Below are 22,932 nucleotides of genomic sequence, written 5' to 3'. Positions count from 1 at the left end.
CCGTGCGGACCGTGGCGACGCGTGTCCCGGTCGGCGGCGCGGCACGGACGCTGACGTCGGCCGTGCGCGTGGTGCGGTCCCGCGCGGCGATGGCGGTCACGGCACTGTGGTGGCGGCTGCCACCGCTCGTCCGCCGGGTGTCGTCCCGCGCGGCGAAGCCGGTCGTGGCGTTGTGGCGATTGCCGCCGCCGCTGCCGTTGACCGTCCGCCTGGCGTTGTCCCATGTGGCGGTGCTGGCCGTGACGCTCATGGCGGTGAACATCGCCGCCGACGCCTTGGCCGGCTTCGACGACTACGGCGAACTCCGCAGGAGATTCTCCAGCCTCGAATCGGCGGTGGTCGAGCTGCTCGCCCGGGGCATCCAGGAGAAGGTCGGCATCGAACTGGTCTGGCCCGCGCTGACCGTCGGCCTGGTCACGGCGCTCGTGTTGTCCTTGGGGTTCTCCCGGTTCCTGCTGCGGCCGCTGCGCCAGGTCAGCACCGCGACCCACCGCCTCACGGAAGGGCACTACGACGACGTCCTCGACGTCCCCCGCGAGCCGGGGCTGGCCGCCCTGGTCGAGGACGTCAACCGGCTGGCGGCGGCGCTCGCCGACATGGAGCGCCGCCGCGCCCGCCTCGTCTCGGAGATCGCCCACGAGATGCGCACCCCCCTCACCATCCTCAGCGGTCAGATCGAGGGAATGGCCGACGGCATCTTCGCCCCCGACGACCTCATGTTCGCCTCCCTCGCCGACGACCTCAACCGGCTGCGGCGCCTCGCGGACGACCTGTCCAACCTCTCCCGCGCCGAGGAGGGCGCGTTCGTCCTGCACCACACGCCCACCGACGTGACCGCGCTGGCGGTGAGCACCGCCGAACGGCTGCGGCCCCAGTTCGACGACGGCGGGATCACGCTCGGCACGATCCCGGGTCCACCGGTCATGGCTCTGCTCGACGCGGGCCGCATCACCCAGGTGCTGGTCAACCTCCTGGGCAACGCCCTGGCCGCCTGCGATCCCGGCGGCCGGGTGGCGGTGAGCGTGAACGCCACCCACGACCCGGAGCCGCAGGTCGAGATCCGCGTCCAGGACACCGGCATCGGCATCGCCGCCCACGACCTCACCCGGATCTTCACCCGTTTCGAACGCGTCCAGCACCCGGAACGCCCGGCCCCCGCGGGTGGCAGCGGCATCGGCCTGACCATCGCCCGCGGCATCGTCCGCGCCCATGGCGGCAACATCACGGCCGCCTCGCGGGGTCCGGGTCTAGGGGCGACCTTCATCGTCCGCCTGCCGGCCGGGCGTGCGGCCTGAGGGCCGGTCCCGGCCGGCGGCGCCCCGGGCCGTGGCCGCACCATGCACCCGCCGTACCCAGCGAGACTCGCCGCCACCGGCGACGCGCCGCCGGTGAAACCATTCGGCCAGGCCATGGGCAGGCACATGGCCAGAGCGGCACTGATCGACGATCAGAGAGTGTCCCCGTATTCGTCAACGTCGAGTTCCGCCCGAGTGGTCTGCAAGAAGTCGAGGACACGGCGGTCAAGGTGCCAGCCCAGTGGCCGAGGTCGAGGTGAAGCTTCTGTTGTTCGCTCTTCCTCGGAGTTCTCGTCATCGTCACCGAAGAAGCGAACCACCTGTAGGACGGCGGTGTGTCCAGGCTCATGCCGATCCAGTTCGTCGGCGAGCGCTCCGATCGCTGGGGCGTACGGCTCCAATCGGTCAACCAAAGCTGCGATCATGTCGTCAACGGGCAGGCTCGATCCGGGAACGTTGATCTGCCAGATGTGCACCGCCGGGCGAGGGGGCTCAAGCCTCTTACCGGCTCGAATCGTGACCTCATCCGCCTCAAGTCCCAGTCGCGTGGCCATCTCCTCCGCAGACATGCGTTCGCTCTTGAGAGCGAAGTACACGTACTGATCGACTTCCATGGGAGGACTCTAAACAGCCGAGAACCTCCGACTCACCTGAACGACCCGGAGAGATCAGGCGCCCGACTGCCATGCCTTCGTGGTGGTGGCGCACTCATCCCGCCCTGACGATCGCCTGGCGATGGCTGATCTCCGTAAGAGGCTCGGGGCGATCGACGGTCCGGCCAAGGCCGTTCCACGCAGGAGAATGACCGGATGCGTCGATTCGATGCCGCGGGGGCCGGCCTTGTCCCCGGGCAAACGGTCCGGGCCCGGGTGACCGCCCATCAACCGTGGGGCGTCAGCGTGGTGATCCCTGGTCATGAGGGCATCGGCGCGTCCGTGGACGCCGCCGTGATCGACAGCCCATCGGGAAACCCCCGCGCCCTTCCCGAGGAGTACCCCCCGGTCGGTGCCGAGGTCGACGCCGTCGTCCAGCAGCTCCGCCGCTACACCTCGCCCGCCTGGGCGCGGTTGAGCCTGCGCAGCCAAGACCTGGAATGCTTCCAATGGGGGTGCGACTTCTGCGACACGCCAGTCGTTCTGAGCCCGGGAGGCGACGGCGTGACCCTGGACGTCCGCAGCGCCGACGGCCCCGGCAGCACCGCCATCGTCGCCCACCGCGAATGCCTCGCCATCCGGCTCCATACCCGAAGCCTCGAACCGGCCCGCATCCGCTCAGTCGGCCGAAAGCCGTAGATCCCTCGTTAAGCAGGTACTGCTCCGGTTGATGATGAGGCTGGAGGCGGGCCAGGGCCTGGGGGCGGGTGCGGTAGAACACTGGTCAGGCCGGCTCGGGGACACCCGCTTGGAGATGGTGTGCTCCCAGGCTGTCGCGGCTGGGCTGTCGCAGGCCGATGACGACGCCCGCCGCGACGAGCAGGGCGCCGGTGACGTCGGCGGGGCCTGCCTGACCGAGACCGAGTGCGACGGTGGTGAGCAGCGCGCCTACCGGTACGAGACCGGCGAAGAGGCCCGCGCGGTCGGCGCCGAGGCGGCGCAGCGCGTCGTACCAGAGGAAGAAGGCGGCCGCGGTGACGATCGCGCCGAGGTAGCCGAAGGCGGCCGCCTGGCTGAGTGTGGGCAGTCGCAGAGAGGTCGTACCGTCCAGGGCGAGGCCCGCGGCCAGCAGCATGGGTACGGACAGAGCGGCGGGATAGGCGGCGACCCTCAGGGGGCCGAGTTTGGGCAGGAGCGGGATGGCGAGCAGGGAGAAGGCCACCTCGCCGGCGAGTGCACCCAGGGACAGCAGAAGGCCCGTCAGGCTGCCCGAGCCGAGGCCGGCGGCGACGGCCGCGCCGAGCGCCACCACGATCGCGGCGCCGACGGCGCGGGGGGCGGGGCGTCGGCGTTCCATCAGCGGCCCGACGAGGGCGAGCACGAGGGGGACGGCTCCGACCACGGTACCGATCATGGCGGGGCCGGCATGCCGGGTGGCTTCGACGAGGAAGAGGTTGAACCCGGCCAGGCCGGTGGCGGCCAGCGCGATCAGAAGCAGGATGTCACGTGAGGTCAGGCGGACGCGGGGCAGGCGCCGGCGGCCTACGACGGCGAGCAGGATCGCCGCGGCGAGCGCGTAACGCAGGGCCTGCCCGGTGAAGACCGGGTAGTCGGCGATGGTGGCGGAGACCGCGGTCGAGGTGCCGACGAGCAGCATCGCCGAGGCCGCGCCGACGGGGGCGGCGAAGGGCCTCATGCGGCGTGCTCCGGCAACGCCGAGGTGGCAGCCGGGGCGGCCAGGACCTTGCGGGTGATGCGTTCGGCGATGGCGGCGACCAGGGTTCTGGGGCGGCGGGGCGTCAGATGTGCGGCCAGGGCGTTGCCGAGTCCGGGGGCGACATAGCCGCGGTCGCGCTCCAGCGCGCGCAGCGCGGCGCGTACGACGGGCTCCGGGGTGGTCATGGAGCCGGTGACAGCCGCCCGGCGGGTGCCGATGGTGTCGAAGAAGGCGGTCTCGACCGGGCCAGGGCACAGGGTGAGCACGCGGATGCCGCGCCGGCGGTACTCCTGACGCAGGGCGAGGCCGAAGTTGAGCACGAAGGTCTTGGCCGCGCCGTAGACGGCGAAGTACGGGGAAGGCTGGAAGGCGGCGTTGGAAGCGACGTTGACGACCGAGCCGCGGCCGCGCTCCAGCATGCCGGGCAGCAGCTCATGGGTGAGGTCGACGAGTGCGACGACATTGACCATCAGCTGGTCGTGGTCGCGGGCCCCGGGTATCTCCTCGAAGCGGCCGCAGGTACCGAAGCCGGCGTTGTTGACCAGCAGGTCGACGTTCAGACCGCGGGCGGTCAGTTGGTCGGCGATACGGCGGGCCGCGTCCGGTTCGGCGAGGTCCTGGACCAGCACGTGAGCGCGCACGCCGTGCTCGGCGATCAGACGCTCGGCGAGGGCGGCGAGCCGGTCGCCGGAGCGCGCCACCAGGATCACATCGTGTCCGTGGGCGGCGAGCTGGGCGGCGAACTCCGCGCCGAGGCCGGACGACGCTCCGGTGATGAGGGCGGTGCTGTGCACGGGTTTCTCCTTCGGTCGACAGCAACTGAGGGGAGAATGTATCAGCAACTCCTCGAATTGCAACAGGTATGATTCAGATAAGGATTAGGGCGCATCAAGGATGTACTGTGTTTCTGGATGAGTGGTCTGGCGGGGAGGCGTGATGGGTGAGACGGCGGCACGATCGTTGCGGGCGGACGCGGAGCGCAGCGTGCGCGCGATCCTGGAGGCGGCCGAGCGGCTGCTCGTCGAAGAGCCCGGTGCCTCCATGGAGCAGATCGCCGCAGCCGCGGGAGTGGCCCGCACGACGATTCACCGGCGGTTCGCCAATCGGCAGGCGCTGATCGAGGCACTGGCGTCGTCCGCGGCCCGCCAGCTCGCCCAGGCGGTCGAGGACGGCAGGCCGGACACCGCGCCGCCGCTGGTGGCGATGCACCGGATCACAGCCAACGTGCTCCAGGTCAAAAGCGCCTGGGCGTTCGCCTTGGAGCTGCCGGCAGACCCGGACAGCGAGGCCGCCGTCCTCCAGCGGGACATCGCCGGCCGCTGCATCACCGTGCTGAAGCGGGCCCAAGCCGACAAGCTCATCGACGAAGCAGCCGACCTCGACTGGGTGCGCCGGGTCTACTACGCGCTCATCCGGGAGTCCCTGCACGGCGACGCGGACGGCGCCGACCCGGACGCCCTCGCCGCCCGCATCATCGACACCCTGCTGCACGGCGCCGGTCCACGCGCCTGAGCCGAGGGCCGCGGCACCGGACGTTCCACGTCGGCTCAGCGACGACGTGGCCGAACGCGGCCCTGGCGGGGTTCGCCTGGGGGCAGCGGTCCCGTCATTCCGCCCCTGCCGGCTCTCCGTCGGGAATCCCGACGGCGGCATTCGCGGACACGGGCTTGGTGAGGAAGGCCGTCGCGTCGTCGGACGACTCCGCGCGGTAACCCTGGGCGCGGTAAAGGCTGATGTTGCGCCGGCTCCGGGCGCCGGTGGACAGCACGATGCGGCGGCAGCCGGCGTCGGCCGCGGCTTCGGCCTCGCGCAGCAGCCAGCGCCCCACGCCCCGGCCGCGCAGATCGGGAACGACGCCGAGGCGGCCCACGTGCCAGTCGTCCTCCACGCGGCGCGTGCGCACCATGCCCAGGAGCCGGCCGTCCCGCCACAGGCCCGTGGCCTGCCAGGTGGCCAGCCATGCGCGCACCTGCTCCAGCGACTCCTCCAGGGCGGGGATGGCCAGGGTGTCGTTGGCCAGTGCCTCCTCCACCCAGCAGCAACGCTGGAGCACCAGAACCTCTGGAGCGTCGTCCGGGGTCAGCGCTCTCACGTACGACCCCGGCAGCGGTACCGCCCCCGAACCCGAACGGGTTCGCTCGCGCATCGGCCGCAGGGCGTGGGCGAGGCGGACGAGTTCGTCCAGGACCCCGATGGCGGTCTTGTCACGGCCGGCGTCCGGGCGGAGCCGCCCGTTGTCCACCGTGTCGGCGATGCGCAGGGCGACCGTGGCACCCAGCGGCACCAGCCGCAGCGTGGTCACCACCTGCTTGGCGTGCTGGACCGACCGGGTGCCCGCCGAGGTGTTGCCGTAGCTGACGAACCCCATCGGCTTCCACGCCCATTCCCGGCCCAGGTAGTCGAGGGCGTTCTTGAACGTCGCCGGCATGCCGTAGTTGTACTCGGGGGTGACCGCGATGAAGCCGTCCGCCGCGTCCACCATCGCGCTCCACCGCTTGGTGTGCTCGTGCCGGTGAACGCCGGAGGCCGGCTCGTCCTCCTCGTCGAGGAACGGCAGGGCGAGGTCACCGAGGGTCACCGGCAGGAGATCCACGCCCAGTTCCGCGGCCCGTGGCGCGATCGCGTCGATCAGCCACCGGCCCACCGCCGGGCCGAGAGCGCCGGGACGGGTGCTGCACACGAGGACAAGGACTCGCACAGATTTCGTTGACATGGAAACGAACATAACTGGTAACTTGTTTACATGTCAAAGAAATGGTCCTCTGAGGCGGTGCGCTGGCTCGACGCGGACGAGGAACGCGCCTGGCGCGCCCTGCGCCGGATGATGATCGCGATCCAGTCGCGCACCGCGCACGACCTGGCCGCGATCGGCCTGTCCGACCCCGACTACGAGGTGCTCAGCACGCTCTCCGAGCGCCCGGGCCGCGCCAGCACGCTGCGCGAGCAGGCCGCCAAGATGGGTTGGTCGCGCAGCCGCCTGTCGCGGCACGCCAGCCGCATGGAGGCCCGCGGTCTCGTGCGGCGCGAACCCGACCCGGACGACGGCCGGGGCTGTTATCTCGTCCTCACCGAGGACGGCCTGGAAACGCTCGAGGACGCCGCCCCGATCCACCTGGAATCGGTCCGCCGCCACGTCATCGACCGGCTCTCGCCCGCAGACCTGTCCGCCCTGGAGAACATCGCCCGCAAGCTGGAAGAACCCGCATGAGCATCACCGGAGAAACCGAGCCGCATCAGCGCACCGGCCTCACACGGCGACGGCCGAAGCGGCGTCTCCGGCCGGCCTGAGACGGCAGGCGCACGACCGCGCTGGACCGGACCCGCGCCGGCCACCCCGCTCGACTCGAACTCGCCGCCTGATCGAAACAGCCGCCTGATCGAATCGGCCACCGGGGCCGGACAGGTGAGCGCACGTCTTCTCGGAGATCGCGGCAACGGGCGTTGATACCCGGCGGATACACGGGTGAGCGCGTATGGATACCCGGCCAACACCGAGTGGAGGAAAACGGCCGCCAAGGTGGCCACGGCGCCGCGAGGGGCGGCGTGGTTCCCCATGTCACGGTGAAGGAGTACTCCATGCGTGTGCTGGTGCGCTGTCTGCTCGGTCTCGCGGTGCTGACCGGGTGCGGTGCGAACGCCGTTCCCGTGGCCGGCGGTGGGAACGCCTCGATGGACAAGGCCCGCGAGCGGGAGAACGTCATCGCCACCTGCATGAAGCAGAAGGGTTTCTCCTACACCCCCTCGGTCAGCCGGCCCAAGCAGTCCGATGCGAACCCCGCCGACTACGCGGCGATGAAGGCGGACCGCAGCAAGAACGGCTTCGGCGTCTTCTCCGCCATCGTCTATCCGAAGCCGCCGGGGACGCGGGCGCCGGACGCCAACCAGGCGACGATCGACAGCCTCTCCGGCGCCGAACGGGACGCCTACCTCAAGACCCTGAACGAGTGCCGGGTGACCGCCCTCCGGCAGGTGAACGGCCTGAAGGTCACCTCGGTCGCCGACTATCAGGACCAGATGAGCACGGAGATCGAGAACATCGACAAGGAGCTCGACGGCGACTCCGAACTCCTGGAGCTCGCCGCGCCCTTCGCCGAGTGCCTGAAGTCCGAAGGCGAGCGGGTGACCTCCGCGAAGCCGCTCGCGCTGAGCGCCCGCGGCATGGATGTGTGGGGCCGGCAGGCCGACCGGCTCGGCAAGGCGGGCACCGTCACGGCGGAGGCGGCCCGGCCGTACCTCGCCAAGGAGATCAGGTCGGCGCTGGTCGACCTGGAGTGCGGCAAGGACTTCTACGCCGCCTTCATCCCCCTGCAAAAGCGGCTCACCAACGAGGCCAGGGTGAAGTACGGGTTCCAAGAGCAGTGATGCGTACCCCTCGTGGCAAGCTGCTGCTCGTGCTGGCCGTGATCCTGGTGGTCGCGGGAACCGGCTGGGGGGTGGGCACCCTGCTGCGCTCCCCGGCCGACGAGGCGGCGGCGCGCAAGCCGCCCGAACCGTCGCTGGTCACCGTCGCGGTCGAGCGGCGCGAACTGGTCGCCACCGTCGTGGTCAGCGGCACGCTGGAGTACGGCTCGCCGTATCCGGTGTCGCTGGCCGGGGTGGTGGGCGGCAGCGAAACCGCTCAGCGCGCCACCCGTGCTCCCCGGCGGGGCACCCTCGCGGAGGGCGCGGTGATGATGGAGGTGAACGGGCGCCCGGTGTTCGTCTTCTCCGGCACGGTGCCGATGCACCGCAGCATCGTCTTCGGCGCCAAGGGGGCCGATGTCCGGCAGTTGCAGAAGGCGCTGCGCAGGCTCGGCCACCGCGCACCCGTGACCGGCGTGTTCGACCAGGCGACCGCCGCCGCGGTTTCCCGCTTCTACGCCGAGAAGGGCTATGAGGCGCAGCAACCCACCTTGGAACTGCGGCAGAGGCACGACGACCTGCGCCGGGCCGTGCGGACCGCGCAGGAAGTGCTCGCGACCGAGCGTAAGGCCCTCGACCAGGGCAAGGACGTGCTCCCGCTGAAAGTCAGGCTCGCCAACGCCCGGCAGGATCTGAGGGAGGCCGAACAGGCGCTGAGGAGCGCGCGGGCACAGGACCACACCACCGAGGACGAGGCCGAGGTCGAGGCCGCCGAGAGCGCCGTACGGGCGGCCGAGGAGAAGCTGCTGGCGGCTCGGCAGGAGCTCGCCCAGGCCACCGTGACGCCCACCGTGACGCCCACCGCGACGCCGGCCCCCGCGCACACCCTCGGCCCCGGCCCCACCACAGAGCCCACCGCGGGTGCCACGGCCGGGCCGCCTGCCGACACCCGTCTGCTCGAACTCCGGGTCATCAACGCCAGAGCCGATCTGGCCGCCGCCAGGTCGGCCCTGGAGCGCGTACTGGAAGAGGCCGAGACCGCGCGGGCCGGGCGGCTGACCGAGCTGACGAAGAACGTCCGGGTGGCTCGCGAGGCCGTCGTCACCGCCGAGCAGGCGCTCAGGCAGGCCAGGCAGCTCTCGCCCGTCAAGCTGAAGGTGGCCAACGCCCAAAGTGACCTGGCCGCGGCGCGGGCGCTGCTGGCCGAGTTCTCCCGTACCTACGGCACCATCGTCCCGCCGGGAGAGGTCGTCTTCCTGCCCAGGCTGCCCGCCCGGCTGCACAGGTCGACCGTCAGGGCGGGCGAGCTGGTGGACACGTCGATCGCCACGGTGACCAGCTCCACCTTCGTGGTCTCGGGTTCGGTGGACGTGGCTGAGGCCGAGCGGCTGAAACCGGGTCTGAACGCGAGCATCGAAACCGAGGCCGGAAAGATCGTCACCGGCACGGTGACCTCCCTCGGCGGGCGCGACGCGAAGGGCGCCGTGCCGGTGACGATCACTCCTGCCTCGATGAAGGGCCTCAAGAAGCTCGCCGGCGCGCCCGTCACGGTTCGCGTCACCATCGGAGCCACCGACCAGGAGGTGCTCGTGGTCCCCGCCGCGGCGGTCGTCACCGCCGCGGACGGCAAAGCGCGGGTGCAGGTGGAGACCGCGCCCGACCAGACGAAGGAGGTCGAGGTACGCACCGGCCTGTCCGCCGACGGAGCCGTGGAGGTGACCGGCGACCTCAAGCCGGGCGACATGGTGGTGATCAACAGTGCCTGAGCCGGTCATCCTCCTCGACGACCTGACCAAGGAGTTCCCCACCGATCCCCCCGTCAGAGCGCTCTCCGCCGTCAACCTGAGAGTCGAGAGATCGGACTATGTCGCCATAGTCGGCCCCTCAGGGTCCGGCAAGTCCACCCTGCTCAACATGCTCGGCCTGCTCGACCGGCCGACCAGCGGCAGCTACCGGCTCGACGGCATCGAGACCACCATGCTGAAGGACAGCGCGCGGACCACGGTGCGCGGCAGCCGTATCGGCTTCGTCTTCCAGTCCTTCCACCTGCTGCCCCACCGCAGCGTGCTGGAGAACGTGATGCTGGCCGAGGTCTACGGCAGGGGGTCGCGCAAGGGGCGGCGCGAGCGAGCGCTGCGGGCCCTGGAGCGGGTACGGCTGTCACACCGGGTGGAGTTCCTGCCCGGCAGGATGTCCGGCGGCGAGCGGCAGCGCGCCGCCATCGCCCGCGCCCTGATGGGCGAGCCCGCGCTGCTGCTGTGCGACGAGCCCACCGGCAACCTCGACAGCAGGAACACCCACGCCGTGCTCGACCTGTTCGGCGAACTGCGCGCCCAGGGCATGACCATCGTGGTCATCACCCACGAGAACGAGGTGAGCGAGCGCGCCGCGCGCCGAGTGCGCATCACCGACGGCACCTTGGCCGAGGAGTAGATGTGCACCCGCGCGACCTGCTGAACGAGGCCATGGCGGGCCTGCTGGCCCGTCCGGTGCGCTCGGTGCTGACCACGCTGGGCACCGTGCTGGGCATCACCACCCTCGTGGTCACCCTGGGCGTCGCCGCGACGGCGGGCAACCAGATCGTCGGCCGTTTCGACGAGCTGACCGCCACCTCCGTCACGGTCGAAGTCCCGGAGAACCCGTTCCCCTTGGTCGACTGGGCCGATGTCGGCCGGGTGACCCGGCTGCGCGGGGTGGTCTCCGCCGCCGCCCTCGCCGAGTCGGACCAGAGCGCCAACCTCAGCGTCCGTTCCAACGACATGGTGGACCCCACCCGGGTCACCGACCAGACTCTCACGGTGGTCGCCAGCGGCCCCGGTCTGCCGGCCGCGGTCAAAGGCAGGATGGTCGAGGGCCGTTACTTCGACGCCGGGCACATCGCCCGCGGGGACAAGGTCGTCGTGCTGGGCCGGCACGCGGCCGACATGCTGGGCATCACCCGGCTGGAACGGGCTCCGGCCGTCTTCATCGGGACCCAGGCGTACACCGTCATCGGTGTGCTCGATGACCTGAAACGCGAAAAGAGCCTTGCGAGCGCCGTCATGCTGCCGCCGGCCGTCGGCAGGCGCTACGGCCTGAGCACCGTGACCCGGGTCCTGGTCAACACCGGCCTCGGCGCCGCCGAACTGATCGCCGAGCAGGCGCCGGCCGCGCTCAGCCCCGGCAACGAGGCCCTCCTCCAGGTCATCTCGCCGTCCAGCCCCACCAGGGCGCGCGATGCGGTGGAGGGCGACGTCAACGCCCTCTTCCTGATCCTCGGGCTGGTCTCCCTGGTCGTCGGCGCGGTCGGCATCGCCAATGTCACCCTGGTGACCGTGATGGAGCGCATCGCCGAGATCGGCCTGCGCCGCGCCCTGGGCGCCGCCCGCCGCCACATCGCCGCACAGTTCCTGCTGGAGTCCACCCTCACCGGGCTGACCGGCGGCATCGTCGGCGCTTCCGTGGGGATCGTCGTGGTCGTCGCGGTCTGCGCCGCCAAGCAGTGGACCCCGGTCCTGGATGTACGGCTGGCCGTCATGGCGCCTGCCGCCGGTGCCGTCGTCGGGCTGCTCGCGGGTCTGTACCCGGCCCTGCGTGCCGCTCGCATGGAACCTGTCAACGCACTTCGGTAGATATGGTGCATTTTCATGACATCTCTGCTGCTCGTCGAGGACGACGCGGTGATTCGCGCGTCGGTCAGCCTGGCCCTGGAACGCTACGGCTTCCGAACCGCCACCGCCGCTGACGGGCTGAGCGGCCTGGAGGCGGCCCAGGCGGGCGGCCACGACCTCCTGCTGCTGGATGTGATGCTGCCCGGCCTGGACGGCATCAGCCTGTGCCGCAGGATCCGGGAGACCAGTCAGGTGCCGATCCTCATGATGTCGGCCCGCGGTGACGGACTGGACGTCGTCGCAGGACTGGAGGGCGGCGCCGACGACTACGTGGTCAAACCGGTCGACCTGTCGGTGCTGGTGGCCAGGATCCGGTCACTGCTGCGCAGGGCCGCCTTCGCCCGGCCGGTGCCCGCCGAACCCACGGCGGGGCAGGCCGTCGCGTTCGCCGTACTGGACTTCGGCGAGCTGAGCATCGACACCGGCGCGCTGGAGGTACGGCGGGCCGGGCAACGCGTCGAGCTGACCCCGACCGAGCTGCGGCTGCTGCTGGAGTTCGCCGCCCACCCCGGCATCGTGCTGGAACGTGCCACGCTGCTGCGCACCGTCTGGGACTACGGCTGGGACGGCGACAGCCGCGTCGTCGACCTCTGCGTGCAGCGGCTGCGCAAGAAGATCGGCACGGACCGGATCGAGACGGTGCGCGGGTTCGGCTACAAGTTGCGCACGTCATGATGGTGGGCTCGCTGCGGTGGAAGGTGGCGGCGCTGATCACACTGGCCTGCTGCGCGGTCGCGGCCGTGGTCGGGGTCCTGGTCCACCGCACGACGCTTGAGCGCACGATACGGCAGGGTGAAGACCGGGCGCTGGAGTGGGCCGCGATGGTCGCCAAGGAGTACCGCGCGGGCACTCCCCCCGAGGGGCCTGCCCCGTGGACCGAATCGATCAAGAGACCGGATGAGCTGCCCTCGCCCCTACGCGAACGGCTGGCCGTGGAGTCGCCCGCCACCTGGTACGACGACCGGAGGCCCGACCAGCCGTGGATGTGGGCGGCGCAACGGGTGGACGGAGGACTCGTGGCCACCTCCACGATGGAGGTGGGGTCCGACATGATCCGGCTGCGTGCCCTCGACCGGGCCATGGTCCGGGCCGCGCTGACCGCGCTCGTCGTGGTGGTGCCGATCTCGGTGTTCCTGGCCGAGCCGGCCAACCGGCGGCTGCGGCGGGTCGCCCGCACCGCCCGCAGGATCGCGAACGGCGACCTGGACGCCCGCGTCGCCCCGGCTCCCCCGCGTCGGGGCGGCAGCCTGGCGCGCTGGGGCGGGCGTGACGAGATCGCCGACATCTCCGCCGCCGTGGACTCCATGGCGGCGAGCCTGCAGCACCGGCTGCTGGCCGAACAGCGGTTCACCGCCGATGTCGCCCATGACCTGCGCACCCCGCTGATGGGCCTGGTCGCCGTGGTCGAACTGCTGGAGGAGGGCGAGACGACCGATCTGGTACGCGGCCAGGTGCGGGTGCTGCGCTCGCTGGTGGAGGACCTGCTGGAGGTCTCCAGGCTCGACGCGGGCGCCGAGGTCGCCGAACGGGTACGGGTGCCGCTGGCCGAGTTGGCCGAGGAGTCCGCGGCCCGGGTGGGGGTCGAGGTGCGGGTGCTGGCTTCGGGGAATCCGGTGGCCGAGACGGACCCGCGCCGTCTGGACCGGATCCTCGCCAACCTCGTGCTCAACGCCCACCGCCACGGTGCGCCCCCCGTGGAGATCACGGTCCGGGACCACGTGATCGAGGTCCGCGACCGAGGGCCGGGCTTCCCTCCGGAGCTCCTCGCCGACGGCCCGAAACGCTTCCGCACGGGTGCCGCCGAACGTGGCCGCGGCCATGGCCTCGGGCTGACGATCGCGCTGGGGCAGGCCCATGTCATAGGCGCCGATCTGACCCTGGCCAACGCCCCCGACGGAGCCGTCGCCGCCCTCCGCCTCCCCCGTCAGCCATCGGGCTGATACGCAGGTGATGCTCAACCAAGCGCGGGTGGAGACACGGCCACGGCCGGACGGACACATGGGTGGCCCACTGTGTCCGATATGCGACGTTCTTTGGTGTTCCTCCTGCTGGCGAGCGCCCTGTTCGGCTGTGGAGCGGTACCGCCCGTCTCCGGCGCCGTTTCCGGCATGCCCCTGCCGTGGCCGTCCGAGGGCCAGGCGGCGGTCGAGGTGGAGGGCATGGGCGGCCTGGGCGTCAGCGGCGAGCCGAACCCGGTGCCCATCGCCAGCGTGACGAAGGTCATGACCGCCTACGTGATCCTGCGCCGCCACCCGCTCCGGCCGGGCGACGACGGCCCGCTGATCAAGGTGGACCGCACAGCCGCCGACGAGTCCTACATGCCGCAGGAGTCCACCGTCCCGGTCAGGGAGGGCCGGCGAATACCGCTGCGCCGCATGCTGGAGCTGATGATGGTCCCGTCGGGGAACAACGTGGCCCGCCTCCTGGCCCGCTGGGACGCGGGTTCGCAGGAGCGCTTCGTCGAGCGGATGAACGCCACCGCCCGCCGTCTGGGCATGTCCGACACCAGGTACACGGGTGCCAGCGGCAACGAGGACAGCACCGTCAGCACCGCGGCCGACCAGCTCAAGCTGGCCGAGGAGGCGATGCGCGACCCGGTCTTCCGCGAGGTGGTGGCGCAGGCGGACACCGCCGTCCCCGGCGACGCGAGAAAGCTGCCCAACACCAACACGCTGCTGAACAGGCACGACGTCATCGGCATCAAGACCGGCTCCGGCACCGCCGCGGGCGGCAACCTGATGTGGGCCTCCCGCGTGCGGGGCCGCCTGGTGCTCGGGGTGATCCTCGGCCAGGCGGCGGGCACCAACCCGGTCGCCGCCAAGGCGGCGGCGCTGGAGGCGGGCGGGAAGATGAGCGCGGCTGTCGAGCAGTGGCTGCTCAGGCGAGCAGCTCTCGTGCCGGAGCCGGGCATTGACCGCCGCGCTTCACAAATGCAATGATCTTGGCTGGCAGAGGCGGTGAGCGGAACTCACGTTGGTTCGGGTGCCCTTCGCCGGCCATTCTCGGGGAGTCTCCCCGGCTTGAGATCGGGAGCGAGGAGATGTCGATGAAGAAGAAGCTCGAAGTCAAGATCAGGAAGCTCGAGAAGATCGAGACCACCATCAACCGCGGCGGACAGAGCGGCTGATCCACCGACACACAGAACCGGTCGGCTGTCGTCCGACCGGTTCTGCTTTTTACCGTGTGAAGGGGAGGGCGGCCGAGTGCCTCTGCCCAGGGTGAAACGCGTTCACCAGCCGTTCGTGTTGCCGGGAAATCGCATCGTCATCGGACTGTCCCAGTTCGGGGTGGCCTCGGAGATAGCCGACGACGAGGACGGCAGCATCGCCACGATCGTGGCCCTGATGGACGGCACCCGCACCGTCGACGAGATCTGCGCCGACTTCGCGAAGACCCATCCCGGCGTGGACGACGAGAGTGTGCGCGGCGTCATCGCCGACCTGGTCGAGAGCGGCTTCGTCGAGGACGCCGAAGCGCCCGTGCCGGCGAACCTCACCGAGCGGGAGGTCGCCCGGCACGAATCGGCACGCCACTTCTTCAGCTGGATCGACACGTCGCCGCGTACGTCACCGCACGAGGTCCAGTCCAAGATCAAGGACGCCAGGGTGAGCCTGCTCGGCGTGGGCGGTACCGGATCGGCCGTCGCGGCGGGGCTGGTGTCGAGCGGCATCGGGGCACTGCGGATCGCCGATTTCGACAGTGTCGAAGAGTCGAACCTGACCCGCCAGCTCCTGTACGCCGAGTCAGACGTGGGCAAGCCCAAGGTCGACCAGGCGATCGAGCGGCTCCGGGCGATGAACGGCGCGGTCCTGGTGACCGGGAGCAACACCAAGGTGACCGGCCCCGATGACGTCGTGGAGCTGATGACCGGCTGCGACCTGTTCGTCCTGTGCGCCGACGAACCGCATCCGGAGATAGTCCAGTGGACCAACGAGGCGGCCCTGCGAACCGGCACCCCGTGGTTCATGAGCCTGTACACCGGGCCGATGGTCGTCGTGGGCTCGTTCGTACCGGGTGAGACCGGCTGCTGGGCCTGCCTGGACCGGCGGGAGGAGGCGCGCAAGGAGAAGGAGCTCGGGCGGCTGCTCGCCGAGCCGCGGCCGAACGCGGTGGTCGCGGCCAGCGCGAACATCAGCGGCCACCTGTGCGCGCTGGAGGTGCTGTACCAGCTCGGCGGCCTGCCGGCGCAGACCCGCGGCAGGGTCTTTCACTGGAATCTGGCCGTCTGGGACCACCAGTACTACATCGACGTCCCGCGTGACGACGACTGCCCGCTCTGCGGGCCGACGGCTCGGTGAGCGCCCCGGCGATCGAGGTCGGCACGGACAGCGTCGTACGCTTCCACCAGCTCGTCGTCCGTCCCGACGACGACGACCCGGACGCGATCATCGTCGGCCGCCCGGACCTCGGCGAGTTCGTCGAGCTGCCCGCGGTGTGCGGAGACGTGATCCGGCTGCTCGGCGAGGGGCGTCCGGTCGCCGACGTCGAAGCCGCCGTCGCCGCCGAGCACGACGTCGAGCTGGACGTGGCCGACTTCGTGGAATCCCTCGCCGACCTCGCCTTCGTGACCGAGATCGACGGGATCCCGCTGCCCGGCCCGGCGTCCGAGCCGGTGAACGGCCACTTCATGGGCATCACCGAGCGGCACGTCCGCTGGCTCTTCGCCAGGCCCATGAAGCTCTTCTGGCTCGCCGTCGTCGCGGCCGCGGCGCTGACCGTCCTCACCAGGCCCGGCCTGTTCCCCCGGCACCAGGACTTCTTCTGGAGCGGGTACACCGGGCTCTCGGTGCTGGTCAACACGGCCTTCTTCTCCGTCGTCGCGAGCGTGCACGAGATGATGCACCTGCTGGCGGCGCGTTCGCTGGGCGCGCCCGCGAGGATCGCGTTCGGCACCAGGCTGCACTACCTCGTCGTGCAGACCGACGTCACCGCCATCTGGGGGGTTCCCCGGCGGCGCCGGTACCGCGTGTACCTGGCCGGAATGGCCTCCGACGTCTTCCTCATCGCGACGATGGTGCTGGCCGTCGCGTACCTGCCGCTGCCCGGCCCGGCCCAGGCGCTGCTCCGGGCCTTCATGCTGACCACGCTGCTGTGCCTGCCCCTCCAGGCTCAGATCTACATGCGGACCGACCTCTACTTCGTGCTCCGCGACCTGCTCCGGTGCAAGGATCTGTTCGGCGACGGGCTCCGCTACGTCCGGTATCTGTTCGACAGGGCGGTCGCTCTGTTCAGGAAGCCGGGCTCACCGGTGACCGACCCCACCGGCGACCTGGACCCGCACGAGCGGCGCGCCGTCAGGATCTACGCCGTCGCCCTCGCGCTGGGCAGTTCCGTCACGTTGACGGTCTTCGCCCTCTACGGCGCCCCGATCGTCATCACCGGACTGGCCCACGCGCTCACAGCCGTCTGGGACGGATTCCACGGCGGCCCCGTCCTCGCCGCGCTCGACGCCGCGCTGCTCGTCCTGGTCGAGGGCGGCATCCAGGTGCTGTTCCTGGTGACGTTCATCCGTACGCGCCGGTCGAGGTCGTAACCGGGTCAGCGCGCGGGCGTTCGCTCAAGGGGACGGCCGGGGTGGTGTGGGTGCCGAGGATCTTGTCATCCTCTCTGACCTGCGCCTGGAGAGAAACCGGCGGATCGCAGGTGGGCCCTTGAGGGGCAGGAGATGCCACGGTGCCGGAGGTGTTCGACGGGTTACGAGCGGAGGATGTGCCGCCTCCCCTCTCTACGATCATCTTCCGGCCGGGCAGGCGGAACAAGACTGGTTCTTCGGCTTGTACAACTGTCAGGCTGTGACCGTGAACACCACAGGTGGTGAGATCTGGGATCCGTTCGGCACCTTGCACGGCGCCCTGTGGATCGGAGGTGGTCAGTGGGCCGGCAAATCCACCGTCGCCAGGCTGCTGGCCACCCGATACGGGCTGACCGCGTACCACTACGACCATCACGACGCGCGTGCGCACAATGACCGTCGGATCGCACGCCGAGTGCGACTCGGCGAGCCCACCGCGGACCCCGACCCGGACAGCGTCTGGGTGAACACCAGCCCTCAGGAGATGGCCCACGAGACCCTGGCCGGCTTCCCCACGCGGTTCGAGTGGGCCTTGGACGACCTGCGCGGCCTGGTGTCGGGGCGACCCGTCATCGCCGAAGGCTGGGGGCTGCGTCCCGAACTGGTCGCCCCCATCATCGACTCACCCCGTCGAATGATCGTGATGGTGCCGACCGAGGAGTTCCGTGAGCGCCAGCTCCGCGAACTGCCCCGTGCCGCCGCCGTCGATCACGCGGTCAGCGACCCTGACCGAGCACGGCGCAACCGACTCGCCCGAGACCGCCTCGTCGCCGACGAGGCCGTCCGCTCCGCTCGTCACCTGGGCATACGCGTCCTTGAGGTTGACGGGCTCGACGACGCGGAGGCCGTGGCGGACATCGTGGCCGACCACTTCCTCCCCTATCTGCCGCCGTCGAACGCCTCCATGCCCTGACCACGCTGCTGATCGCCGCACTCGCGCCGAGCTCCGCGGACGCCACCGATGATCCGTCCCAGAGCCGCGGTTCGCTTGTGAAGCGGTACACGGTTCAGCGGGGACGGTGGCCTTTCCTGCCCCGGCCGGTTTGCGCGCCCCGGCGGCCCGACCGGTCCGGAGCGGGACTCCGCGGCTGCTTCCGCGCCTTCTCCGGGGCGGACGCGGGGGTACGGCCCCGCGAGCTGTTCACCGTACGCCCGCGGACGATGCCGATGAAGTCCTCCACCAGCTCGGTCGTCGCCTCCGTGGGCCAGGCCAGCGCGATCTGCGACTGCGGCGTCTCCACGACCGGCCGGTAGGTCAGATCTTTGCGGTGGTACAGGCGCGCCAGCGACTGCGGGACCAGCAGCAGCCCGGCCCCCGCCGCCACCAGCTCGATCGCCTCCGCCGTCGTGTCCGGGCGCGTGAAAGCCGGCAGTCCGGGCAGGGCCGCCCACCCAAGGGTGTCGTCCATCGGATGGAGCACCTCTTCGTCGGCGAGATCGGCGACGGTCACCTCGTCGGCGGCGGTCACCAGGTGATCCTTCGGAACCACGACCACCGTGGTCTCGACGTAGAGAGGAATCACGCTGAGCCCTTCGCGGTCCACGGGCAGCCGCACGAGCCCGGCGTCGGCGCCGCCGTCGCGCAGGGACGTCACCGCCTCGGCGGCGGCGACGGGGACCAGGGTGAGTGGCACGTCGGGCACACGCTCGGCCCAGACACCCGCCCATTTGGCGGGCGTCACCCCGGGCACGTAAGCCAGCCGGAACTCCCTGTCAGTCACCTCCTCACGGTACCGGTGTCAGGGGAAGCGGCTTCACGCCATACCCTTGACATCATGACCAAGCTCAAGACCACTCAGACGATGAAGCCCGCGACCGCGGCCAAGAAGCTGGGTGTGCTCCTCTCGGCCACTCCCGCCGAGTTCCAGGAGGGGGTCGTCTCCAGGGATGAGCTGAACGCGCTGCAGGCCGATCCGCCGGCGTGGCTGGCCGATCTGCGGCGCAACGGGCCGCACCCCAGGCAGGTCGTCGCCGTGAAGCTGGGCGTCTCCAACTCGGGCCTGGCCAGGGGCGGCATCACCGGGCCGCTCACCACCGCCGAGATCGACGCCATCAAGGCGGAGAACCCCGAGTGGCTGCAGCGCGAACGGTCGGTTCAGGCCGAGGTGCGCAAGGAGGCGCAGCGCCTCAAGCAGCGCTAGCCGGCCGCTGGAAGCGGCGGTCCGGCCCGGTTCGGCCCGCCGCCCTTCGGGCCGGCCGTTGAGTCTTTCCGGCGCGGCCCGGCGCATGATTCGGCCCGCCGCCGTTCGGGCCGGCCGTTGAGTCTTTCCGGCGCGGCCCGGCGCATGAGCGGCCGAGTCCGGTGCGGTCGGTGTTCGTCGCAGAACATCTCGCACCCACACGGGGAATGCAGAAGACGGCGCCGATTTGTCGGTGGGTCGATCTAACGTCCCGGCCATGACTTCAGCGACGCAGGCGTACACGTACGCCGCGCCCTCCTCCCTCGTCGACGGCCGTCTCGGATTGGCGACCTCCGGTGGGCGGGCCCTGTCCGGCCCGGCCGTGGCCCCCCGGTTCTTCAGCGGCGTGGTGACCCAGGCGGCCCCCGCCGCGGCGGCCCTGCTCGGCGTCGCCGATGTGGCGCTGGCCCGCTACCATCAGCCGCAGGCGCGGCCCGGCTGGGTGCGCGACCCGGTGGTGACGTGCAACGGAGACCGGTTGCGGTTCGAGTCGTTCTCGGCCTGCGGCGGCGTGTACGCCCGGCTTGATCTGCTGAACGGCGCGCTCGACGGCGAGGTGTTCGACCGGGGCACCACCAACGTCGACGTGAACGCGCCGCTCCGGGAGGCGCTGGCGCGCATCGGCGCGCGTGACCCGTTGCACCTGGGAGTGGGCCTCGACGAGCTGGTCGTGACCACGATGGACGGCGCGGTGGTGGAGAAGAAGGTGCCGTTGCCCGAGCGCTGGCTACGCGGCTTCGCCGAGGTACAGGTCATCGCCTCGGGCATGGACCAGCGCGGTGAGCTGGCCGGAATGGCGGCGGTACGGTTCCTGCGCGGGCTGCCCAGAAAGGGCACGGTGTGGGTGGCGCAGGCGGGGCGGGAGCTGAAGGTCTTCGACCGCCAGGTTCCGGACTCGGTCCAGCTCGCCGGCCCCAACCGGCTCGGCACCCTCCTGCCGCTGCTGCGCTTCGCGAAGTCCCTCCGGGTGTACGGCCCGGCCGACGCCTCATCCAGCGCCTGGGAGCTGGAGCTGCCGGGCATGCGCTACACGCTCACCCTCTCGCCCGAGCGCTGGCGCGGTTTCTCCGGCGAGGGCGCGGTGCTCGACGACCTGGCCACCGACGAGGCCGAGAACGACGCCGACGTGGTGGGCATGCTGCTCAACTTCGAGCCCGAGGTCGAGATCGGCCTGCTGGCCGACCGCGCGGGCATGCCCGCCGCCCGGGTGCGGGCCGCGCTGACACAGCTCGGCGTCGCCGGCCGGGTCGGCTACGACCTGTCGGAGGCCGCCCACTTCCACCGTGAGCTGCCCTATGACAAGGACAACGTGATCCTGCTCAACCCGCGGCTGGCCAAGGCGCGCAAACTCGTCGACGCGGGCGCCGTACGCCTCGAAGGCGAGTCGGCCACCGTCCACACCTCGGGCGGCGCGCGCCGGGTCTCGCTGGCCGACGGATCCTGCACCTGCGAGTGGTGGTGGGACCATCGCGGCTCCCGGGGGCCGTGCAAACACGTGCTGGCCGCCCGGATCGTCGCCCGCGCCGCCGTGGAGACCTCCCGATGACCCTCTGGACGGAGATCTGCGACCTGGTCGCTCGCAACCAGGTCCACCGCCTGGCCGATCGGCTGGTCACGCTCACCGAGGAGGAGCGCGCCGAGCTGAGCGGGCGGCTGCCCGGCCTCGTCAAGGAGCTGCGCCGTGCCCGCACCGAGCGGGTGCGCGCCCGTCATCCCGACGACTTCGAGGAGATGGCCTCCTGGGAGGTCGGTGACCTGCTCGACGAGTTGGCCGGCGCGCTGCTGCTGACCGGTGTCGGCGTCATCACCGGTCCGGCGGCCGCCGTGACGTGGATGACCGGCCGCGACGTCAACCGCCGCTGGGCCGAGGACCCCGACGTCGCCCAGGTGTGCCGGGTGGCGGCCGCCCGCCCCCGGGAGTGGCGTCGTGACGTCGCGGTCCGGCTGGCCCGGCGGGTGCGCCGTCCCGCCGACCGCATCGCGCCGCTGGCCGTGGCGCTGCTGCGTGAGTCCGGCGCCGCGCCGCCCGACCACGACCCGCTGGTGGCCGCCTGGCTGGCCGCGCCGAGCGTGGCCGACGACCCGCTGACCCCCGTGCTGCTGCCTCGTGTCTTCGACGCCGACGGCGCGGGCCGCGCCCTCCGTGACGAGCGGCTGGAGCCCCGGCCGACCCGCTGGCTGGCCGCCGCCGCCCGCGAGCTGCCCAGGGAGCGGGTGCTCGACGGTTGCGTGAGCCGTTTCCTGCGCGGTGGCGAGGCGCAGGACCTGCGGTTCTTCGTCCGGTTGCACATGCTCCTCGATCCCACGCCCGCGGAGTCCGCGCCCCGCCTGCGCGACTACCTGCGGCTGTTGCCGTCGGCTCCGGGCACGGTCGCCGAGCTGGCCGCCGGGCAGGTGCGCGGGGCGATGCCGCTCGACCACGCCGACCTGGTCGAGGCGGTCGACGCGCTCACCTTCCGGGACGAGGCCAAGCTCGCCGCCACCGGCCTGCGCTGGCTCGACCAGGCGATCCGGGCCACGCCCGAGACGGCCGTCGATTTCGTGACCGCGCTGACCACGGCGTACGCGCACAAGTCCTTCGACGTGCGCAACCGCGCGACCGAGCTGACCCTGAAATACGCCGGCCTGTTCGCCGACCACACCGAGGCGATCCTCGACGCCGTCCGCCACCTCCCCGCCGACCTGGGCGCGAAGCTGGCCGAGCGCTTCGGCGGGGAGACCCCGGTTGAGGAACTGCTGGAGCGGAAGGAGTTCCCGCCGCTGCCCGAGCCGCCGGAGGCACGGCGGTTCCCCGAACCGTCGATCTTCCCTGACCACCATGAGCGGTGGATCGGCCAGGAGCGCTGGCTGGCGGCCTTCGTCGCCGGGATCGCCGACGACCGGGCGGGACTGCGCCGCAGGCTCAAGCCCCACGTCGAACGGGACCGGGGTCACTGGCGGTCCAGGGACGTGCGCCTCGACCCCGACGACTGGCAGTCGGCGCTGTCCGCCGAGCTCGTCACCCCCGGGAGCGTGTCGGAGGTGCCGCCGATCGAACCGGAGAAGTTCTGGGACAGCGCGAACCACTCCGTGGGAGTACGCGCCCTCACCCGTGGCGGGGACCCCGACCCTGAGCCGGGGCCCCGGCGGATCATGGTGGGCGGCTTCTACCGGCCTGGCCGCTACCTCGACGACGACGCCCCGCTGCGCGCCTTCTTCATCACCTGGAACAGCGACGACGGCCCCGGCGGGGCGGTGGCCCACGAGGGCGACCAGCGGATCCCCTTCGTCAAGGGCCGGATCCACCTGTACGGCTCGCCCACCGAGGTGTGGCGCATCCTGCGCGCCCTGCTGCCCGGGATGCTGCCGGGCGAGGGGCGGCGGATCACCGTGACCCACACCGAACTCGTCGCCTTCGCCGCCGACGTTGCCCGCTGGACCGGCGCGCGCGGGGAGATTCCGGTCGTCGCCGAGTTCGCGGGCAGCCGCCGGACGATCCGCTTCGTCCACGAGTGCAGGCGCCTTCACGCCCAGCTCACCGGGGCCGCGTCATGACATGACCTCTGACGACGTCCGTACCGCGATCAGGGATCTCGTGCTCGACC

At 71.2% G+C, this 22,932-nt stretch carries 23 protein-coding genes; 18 read left to right on the top strand and 5 right to left on the bottom strand.

All coding sequences use genetic code 11. The features are described from left to right. Positions 1-11 precede the first annotated feature (11 nt). Positions 12-1,295: a sensor histidine kinase gene (locus IEZ10_RS30580; protein ID WP_229811809.1), complete on the top strand. Its 1,284-nt coding sequence runs from the start codon at positions 12-14 to the stop codon at positions 1,293-1,295. Between the two features lie 152 nt (positions 1,296-1,447). On the opposite strand, the gene IEZ10_RS30575 is transcribed toward IEZ10_RS30580, so the two are convergent. After that, positions 1,448-1,909, bottom strand: a complete 462-nt coding sequence (locus IEZ10_RS30575; RefSeq protein WP_189249993.1) for a DUF4279 domain-containing protein — start codon at positions 1,907-1,909, stop codon at positions 1,448-1,450. Between the two features lie 255 nt (positions 1,910-2,164). Between IEZ10_RS30575 and IEZ10_RS30570 the strand changes: the two genes are divergently transcribed. Continuing rightward, on the top strand, positions 2,165-2,587 hold the full coding sequence (locus IEZ10_RS30570) for a hypothetical protein (protein ID WP_229811808.1): 423 nt from the start codon (positions 2,165-2,167) through the stop codon (positions 2,585-2,587). A gap of 85 nt (positions 2,588-2,672) precedes the next feature. Here IEZ10_RS30570 and IEZ10_RS30565 read toward each other — a convergent pair whose 3' ends face one another. Both IEZ10_RS30565 and IEZ10_RS30560 read right to left on the bottom strand, forming a co-directional pair. Further along, complete coding sequence (locus IEZ10_RS30565) at positions 2,673-3,584, bottom strand: DMT family transporter (RefSeq protein WP_229811807.1); 912 nt, start codon at positions 3,582-3,584, stop codon at positions 2,673-2,675. After that, the gene (locus tag IEZ10_RS30560; RefSeq protein ID WP_189249991.1) at positions 3,581-4,399 is read right to left on the bottom strand and encodes an SDR family NAD(P)-dependent oxidoreductase; all 819 of its coding nucleotides are present in this window, start codon (positions 4,397-4,399) and stop codon (positions 3,581-3,583) included. Before IEZ10_RS30560 ends, IEZ10_RS30565 begins: the two co-directional genes overlap by 4 nt. Positions 4,400-4,541: 142 nt before the next feature. Between IEZ10_RS30560 and IEZ10_RS30555 the strand changes: the two genes are divergently transcribed. Beyond that, positions 4,542-5,117 carry a TetR/AcrR family transcriptional regulator gene (locus tag IEZ10_RS30555; RefSeq protein ID WP_189249990.1) on the top strand — a complete coding sequence of 192 codons (576 nt, stop codon included), beginning with the start codon at positions 4,542-4,544 and terminating at the stop codon, positions 5,115-5,117. Between the two features lie 94 nt (positions 5,118-5,211). On the opposite strand, the gene IEZ10_RS30550 is transcribed toward IEZ10_RS30555, so the two are convergent. Then, entirely contained in the window at positions 5,212-6,318 is a 1,107-nt protein-coding gene (locus IEZ10_RS30550; RefSeq protein ID WP_229811806.1) for a bifunctional NAD(P)H-dependent oxidoreductase/GNAT family N-acetyltransferase, read from the bottom strand. A 30-nt stretch (positions 6,319-6,348) separates the two neighbouring features. Here IEZ10_RS30550 and IEZ10_RS30545 point away from each other — a divergent pair, with 30 nt between their 5' ends. The 12 genes from IEZ10_RS30545 to IEZ10_RS30490 all read left to right on the top strand — a co-directional run bounded on the left by IEZ10_RS30545 (position 6,349) and on the right by IEZ10_RS30490 (position 18,081). Next, positions 6,349-6,813, top strand: coding sequence for a MarR family winged helix-turn-helix transcriptional regulator (locus tag IEZ10_RS30545; protein WP_189249989.1), 465 nt, complete (start codon positions 6,349-6,351; stop codon positions 6,811-6,813). 368 nt (positions 6,814-7,181) lie between these two features. Further along, complete coding sequence (locus IEZ10_RS30540) at positions 7,182-7,967, top strand: hypothetical protein (protein ID WP_189249988.1); 786 nt, start codon at positions 7,182-7,184, stop codon at positions 7,965-7,967. Continuing rightward, positions 7,967-9,712: a peptidoglycan-binding protein gene (locus tag IEZ10_RS30535; RefSeq protein ID WP_229811805.1), complete on the top strand. Its 1,746-nt coding sequence runs from the start codon at positions 7,967-7,969 to the stop codon at positions 9,710-9,712. The genes IEZ10_RS30540 and IEZ10_RS30535 overlap by 1 nt, the downstream gene beginning before the upstream one ends. Then, a complete protein-coding gene (locus IEZ10_RS30530) occupies positions 9,705-10,379 on the top strand; it encodes an ABC transporter ATP-binding protein (protein ID WP_189249986.1) in 675 nt (224 codons plus the stop codon). The genes IEZ10_RS30535 and IEZ10_RS30530 overlap by 8 nt, the downstream gene beginning before the upstream one ends. A gap of 2 nt (positions 10,380-10,381) precedes the next feature. Further along, complete coding sequence (locus IEZ10_RS30525) at positions 10,382-11,557, top strand: ABC transporter permease (protein WP_189249985.1); 1,176 nt, start codon at positions 10,382-10,384, stop codon at positions 11,555-11,557. Between the two features lie 15 nt (positions 11,558-11,572). Then, complete coding sequence (gene cseB / locus IEZ10_RS30520; protein ID WP_189249984.1) at positions 11,573-12,271, top strand: two-component system response regulator CseB; 699 nt, start codon at positions 11,573-11,575, stop codon at positions 12,269-12,271. Next, positions 12,268-13,536: a sensor histidine kinase gene (locus IEZ10_RS30515; RefSeq protein WP_189249983.1), complete on the top strand. Its 1,269-nt coding sequence runs from the start codon at positions 12,268-12,270 to the stop codon at positions 13,534-13,536. The genes cseB and IEZ10_RS30515 overlap by 4 nt, the downstream gene beginning before the upstream one ends. Positions 13,537-13,617: 81 nt before the next feature. Then, a complete protein-coding gene (locus IEZ10_RS40120) occupies positions 13,618-14,535 on the top strand; it encodes a D-alanyl-D-alanine carboxypeptidase family protein (RefSeq protein WP_189249982.1) in 918 nt (305 codons plus the stop codon). Further along, positions 14,532-14,723, top strand: a complete 192-nt coding sequence (locus tag IEZ10_RS30505) for a hypothetical protein (protein WP_189249981.1) — start codon at positions 14,532-14,534, stop codon at positions 14,721-14,723. The genes IEZ10_RS40120 and IEZ10_RS30505 overlap by 4 nt, the downstream gene beginning before the upstream one ends. Positions 14,724-14,838: 115 nt before the next feature. Continuing rightward, entirely contained in the window at positions 14,839-15,894 is a 1,056-nt protein-coding gene (locus IEZ10_RS30500; protein WP_189249980.1) for a TOMM precursor leader peptide-binding protein, read from the top strand. Continuing rightward, positions 15,891-17,129 carry a hypothetical protein gene (locus IEZ10_RS30495; RefSeq protein WP_189249979.1) on the top strand — a complete coding sequence of 413 codons (1,239 nt, stop codon included), beginning with the start codon at positions 15,891-15,893 and terminating at the stop codon, positions 17,127-17,129. Before IEZ10_RS30500 ends, IEZ10_RS30495 begins: the two co-directional genes overlap by 4 nt. A 265-nt stretch (positions 17,130-17,394) precedes the next feature. Beyond that, on the top strand, positions 17,395-18,081 hold the full coding sequence (locus IEZ10_RS30490) for a hypothetical protein (RefSeq protein ID WP_189249978.1): 687 nt from the start codon (positions 17,395-17,397) through the stop codon (positions 18,079-18,081). A gap of 94 nt (positions 18,082-18,175) precedes the next feature. Here IEZ10_RS30490 and IEZ10_RS30485 read toward each other — a convergent pair whose 3' ends face one another. Further along, the gene (locus tag IEZ10_RS30485; protein ID WP_229811804.1) at positions 18,176-18,889 is read right to left on the bottom strand and encodes a LysR family substrate-binding domain-containing protein; all 714 of its coding nucleotides are present in this window, start codon (positions 18,887-18,889) and stop codon (positions 18,176-18,178) included. 54 nt (positions 18,890-18,943) lie between these two features. Here IEZ10_RS30485 and IEZ10_RS30480 point away from each other — a divergent pair, with 54 nt between their 5' ends. The 3 genes from IEZ10_RS30480 to IEZ10_RS30470 all read left to right on the top strand — a co-directional run bounded on the left by IEZ10_RS30480 (position 18,944) and on the right by IEZ10_RS30470 (position 22,882). Beyond that, complete coding sequence (locus IEZ10_RS30480; protein WP_179822306.1) at positions 18,944-19,309, top strand: DUF5997 family protein; 366 nt, start codon at positions 18,944-18,946, stop codon at positions 19,307-19,309. Positions 19,310-19,565: 256 nt separating this feature from the next. Beyond that, entirely contained in the window at positions 19,566-20,894 is a 1,329-nt protein-coding gene (locus tag IEZ10_RS30475; protein WP_189249977.1) for an SWIM zinc finger family protein, read from the top strand. Further along, entirely contained in the window at positions 20,891-22,882 is a 1,992-nt protein-coding gene (locus tag IEZ10_RS30470; RefSeq protein WP_189249976.1) for an amino acid adenylation domain-containing protein, read from the top strand. Before IEZ10_RS30475 ends, IEZ10_RS30470 begins: the two co-directional genes overlap by 4 nt. Positions 22,883-22,932: the final 50 nt, after the last annotated feature.

The sequence above is a fragment of the Streptosporangium pseudovulgare genome (genome assembly GCF_014648055.1).
Taxonomy (GTDB): domain Bacteria; phylum Actinomycetota; class Actinomycetes; order Streptosporangiales; family Streptosporangiaceae; genus Streptosporangium; species Streptosporangium pseudovulgare.
Note: the sequence above shows the minus strand (reverse complement) of the source record. Positions and strands in the feature narration are given on the sequence as shown.

Bases quoted from the DNA above. Each gene is read 5' to 3' on its own strand.
- IEZ10_RS30575 (WP_189249993.1), bottom strand. From the start codon at position 1,909: ATGGAAGTCGATCAGTACGTGTACTTCGCTCTCAAGAGCGAACGCATG.
- IEZ10_RS30565 (WP_229811807.1), bottom strand. From the start codon at position 3,584: ATGAGGCCCTTCGCCGCCCCCGTCGGCGCGGCCTCGGCGATGCTGCTC.
- IEZ10_RS30555 (WP_189249990.1), top strand. From the start codon at position 4,542: ATGGGTGAGACGGCGGCACGATCGTTGCGGGCGGACGCGGAGCGCAGC.
- IEZ10_RS30550 (WP_229811806.1), bottom strand. From the start codon at position 6,318: ATGTCAACGAAATCTGTGCGAGTCCTTGTCCTCGTGTGCAGCACCCGT.
- IEZ10_RS30545 (WP_189249989.1), top strand. From the start codon at position 6,349: ATGTCAAAGAAATGGTCCTCTGAGGCGGTGCGCTGGCTCGACGCGGAC.
- IEZ10_RS30540 (WP_189249988.1), top strand. From the start codon at position 7,182: ATGCGTGTGCTGGTGCGCTGTCTGCTCGGTCTCGCGGTGCTGACCGGG.
- IEZ10_RS30535 (WP_229811805.1), top strand. From the start codon at position 7,967: ATGCGTACCCCTCGTGGCAAGCTGCTGCTCGTGCTGGCCGTGATCCTG.
- cseB (WP_189249984.1), top strand. From the start codon at position 11,573: ATGACATCTCTGCTGCTCGTCGAGGACGACGCGGTGATTCGCGCGTCG.
- IEZ10_RS30515 (WP_189249983.1), top strand. From the start codon at position 12,268: ATGATGGTGGGCTCGCTGCGGTGGAAGGTGGCGGCGCTGATCACACTG.
- IEZ10_RS40120 (WP_189249982.1), top strand. From the start codon at position 13,618: ATGCGACGTTCTTTGGTGTTCCTCCTGCTGGCGAGCGCCCTGTTCGGC.
- IEZ10_RS30505 (WP_189249981.1), top strand. From the start codon at position 14,532: ATGATCTTGGCTGGCAGAGGCGGTGAGCGGAACTCACGTTGGTTCGGG.
- IEZ10_RS30480 (WP_179822306.1), top strand. From the start codon at position 18,944: ATGACCAAGCTCAAGACCACTCAGACGATGAAGCCCGCGACCGCGGCC.
- IEZ10_RS30475 (WP_189249977.1), top strand. From the start codon at position 19,566: ATGACTTCAGCGACGCAGGCGTACACGTACGCCGCGCCCTCCTCCCTC.
- IEZ10_RS30470 (WP_189249976.1), top strand. From the start codon at position 20,891: ATGACCCTCTGGACGGAGATCTGCGACCTGGTCGCTCGCAACCAGGTC.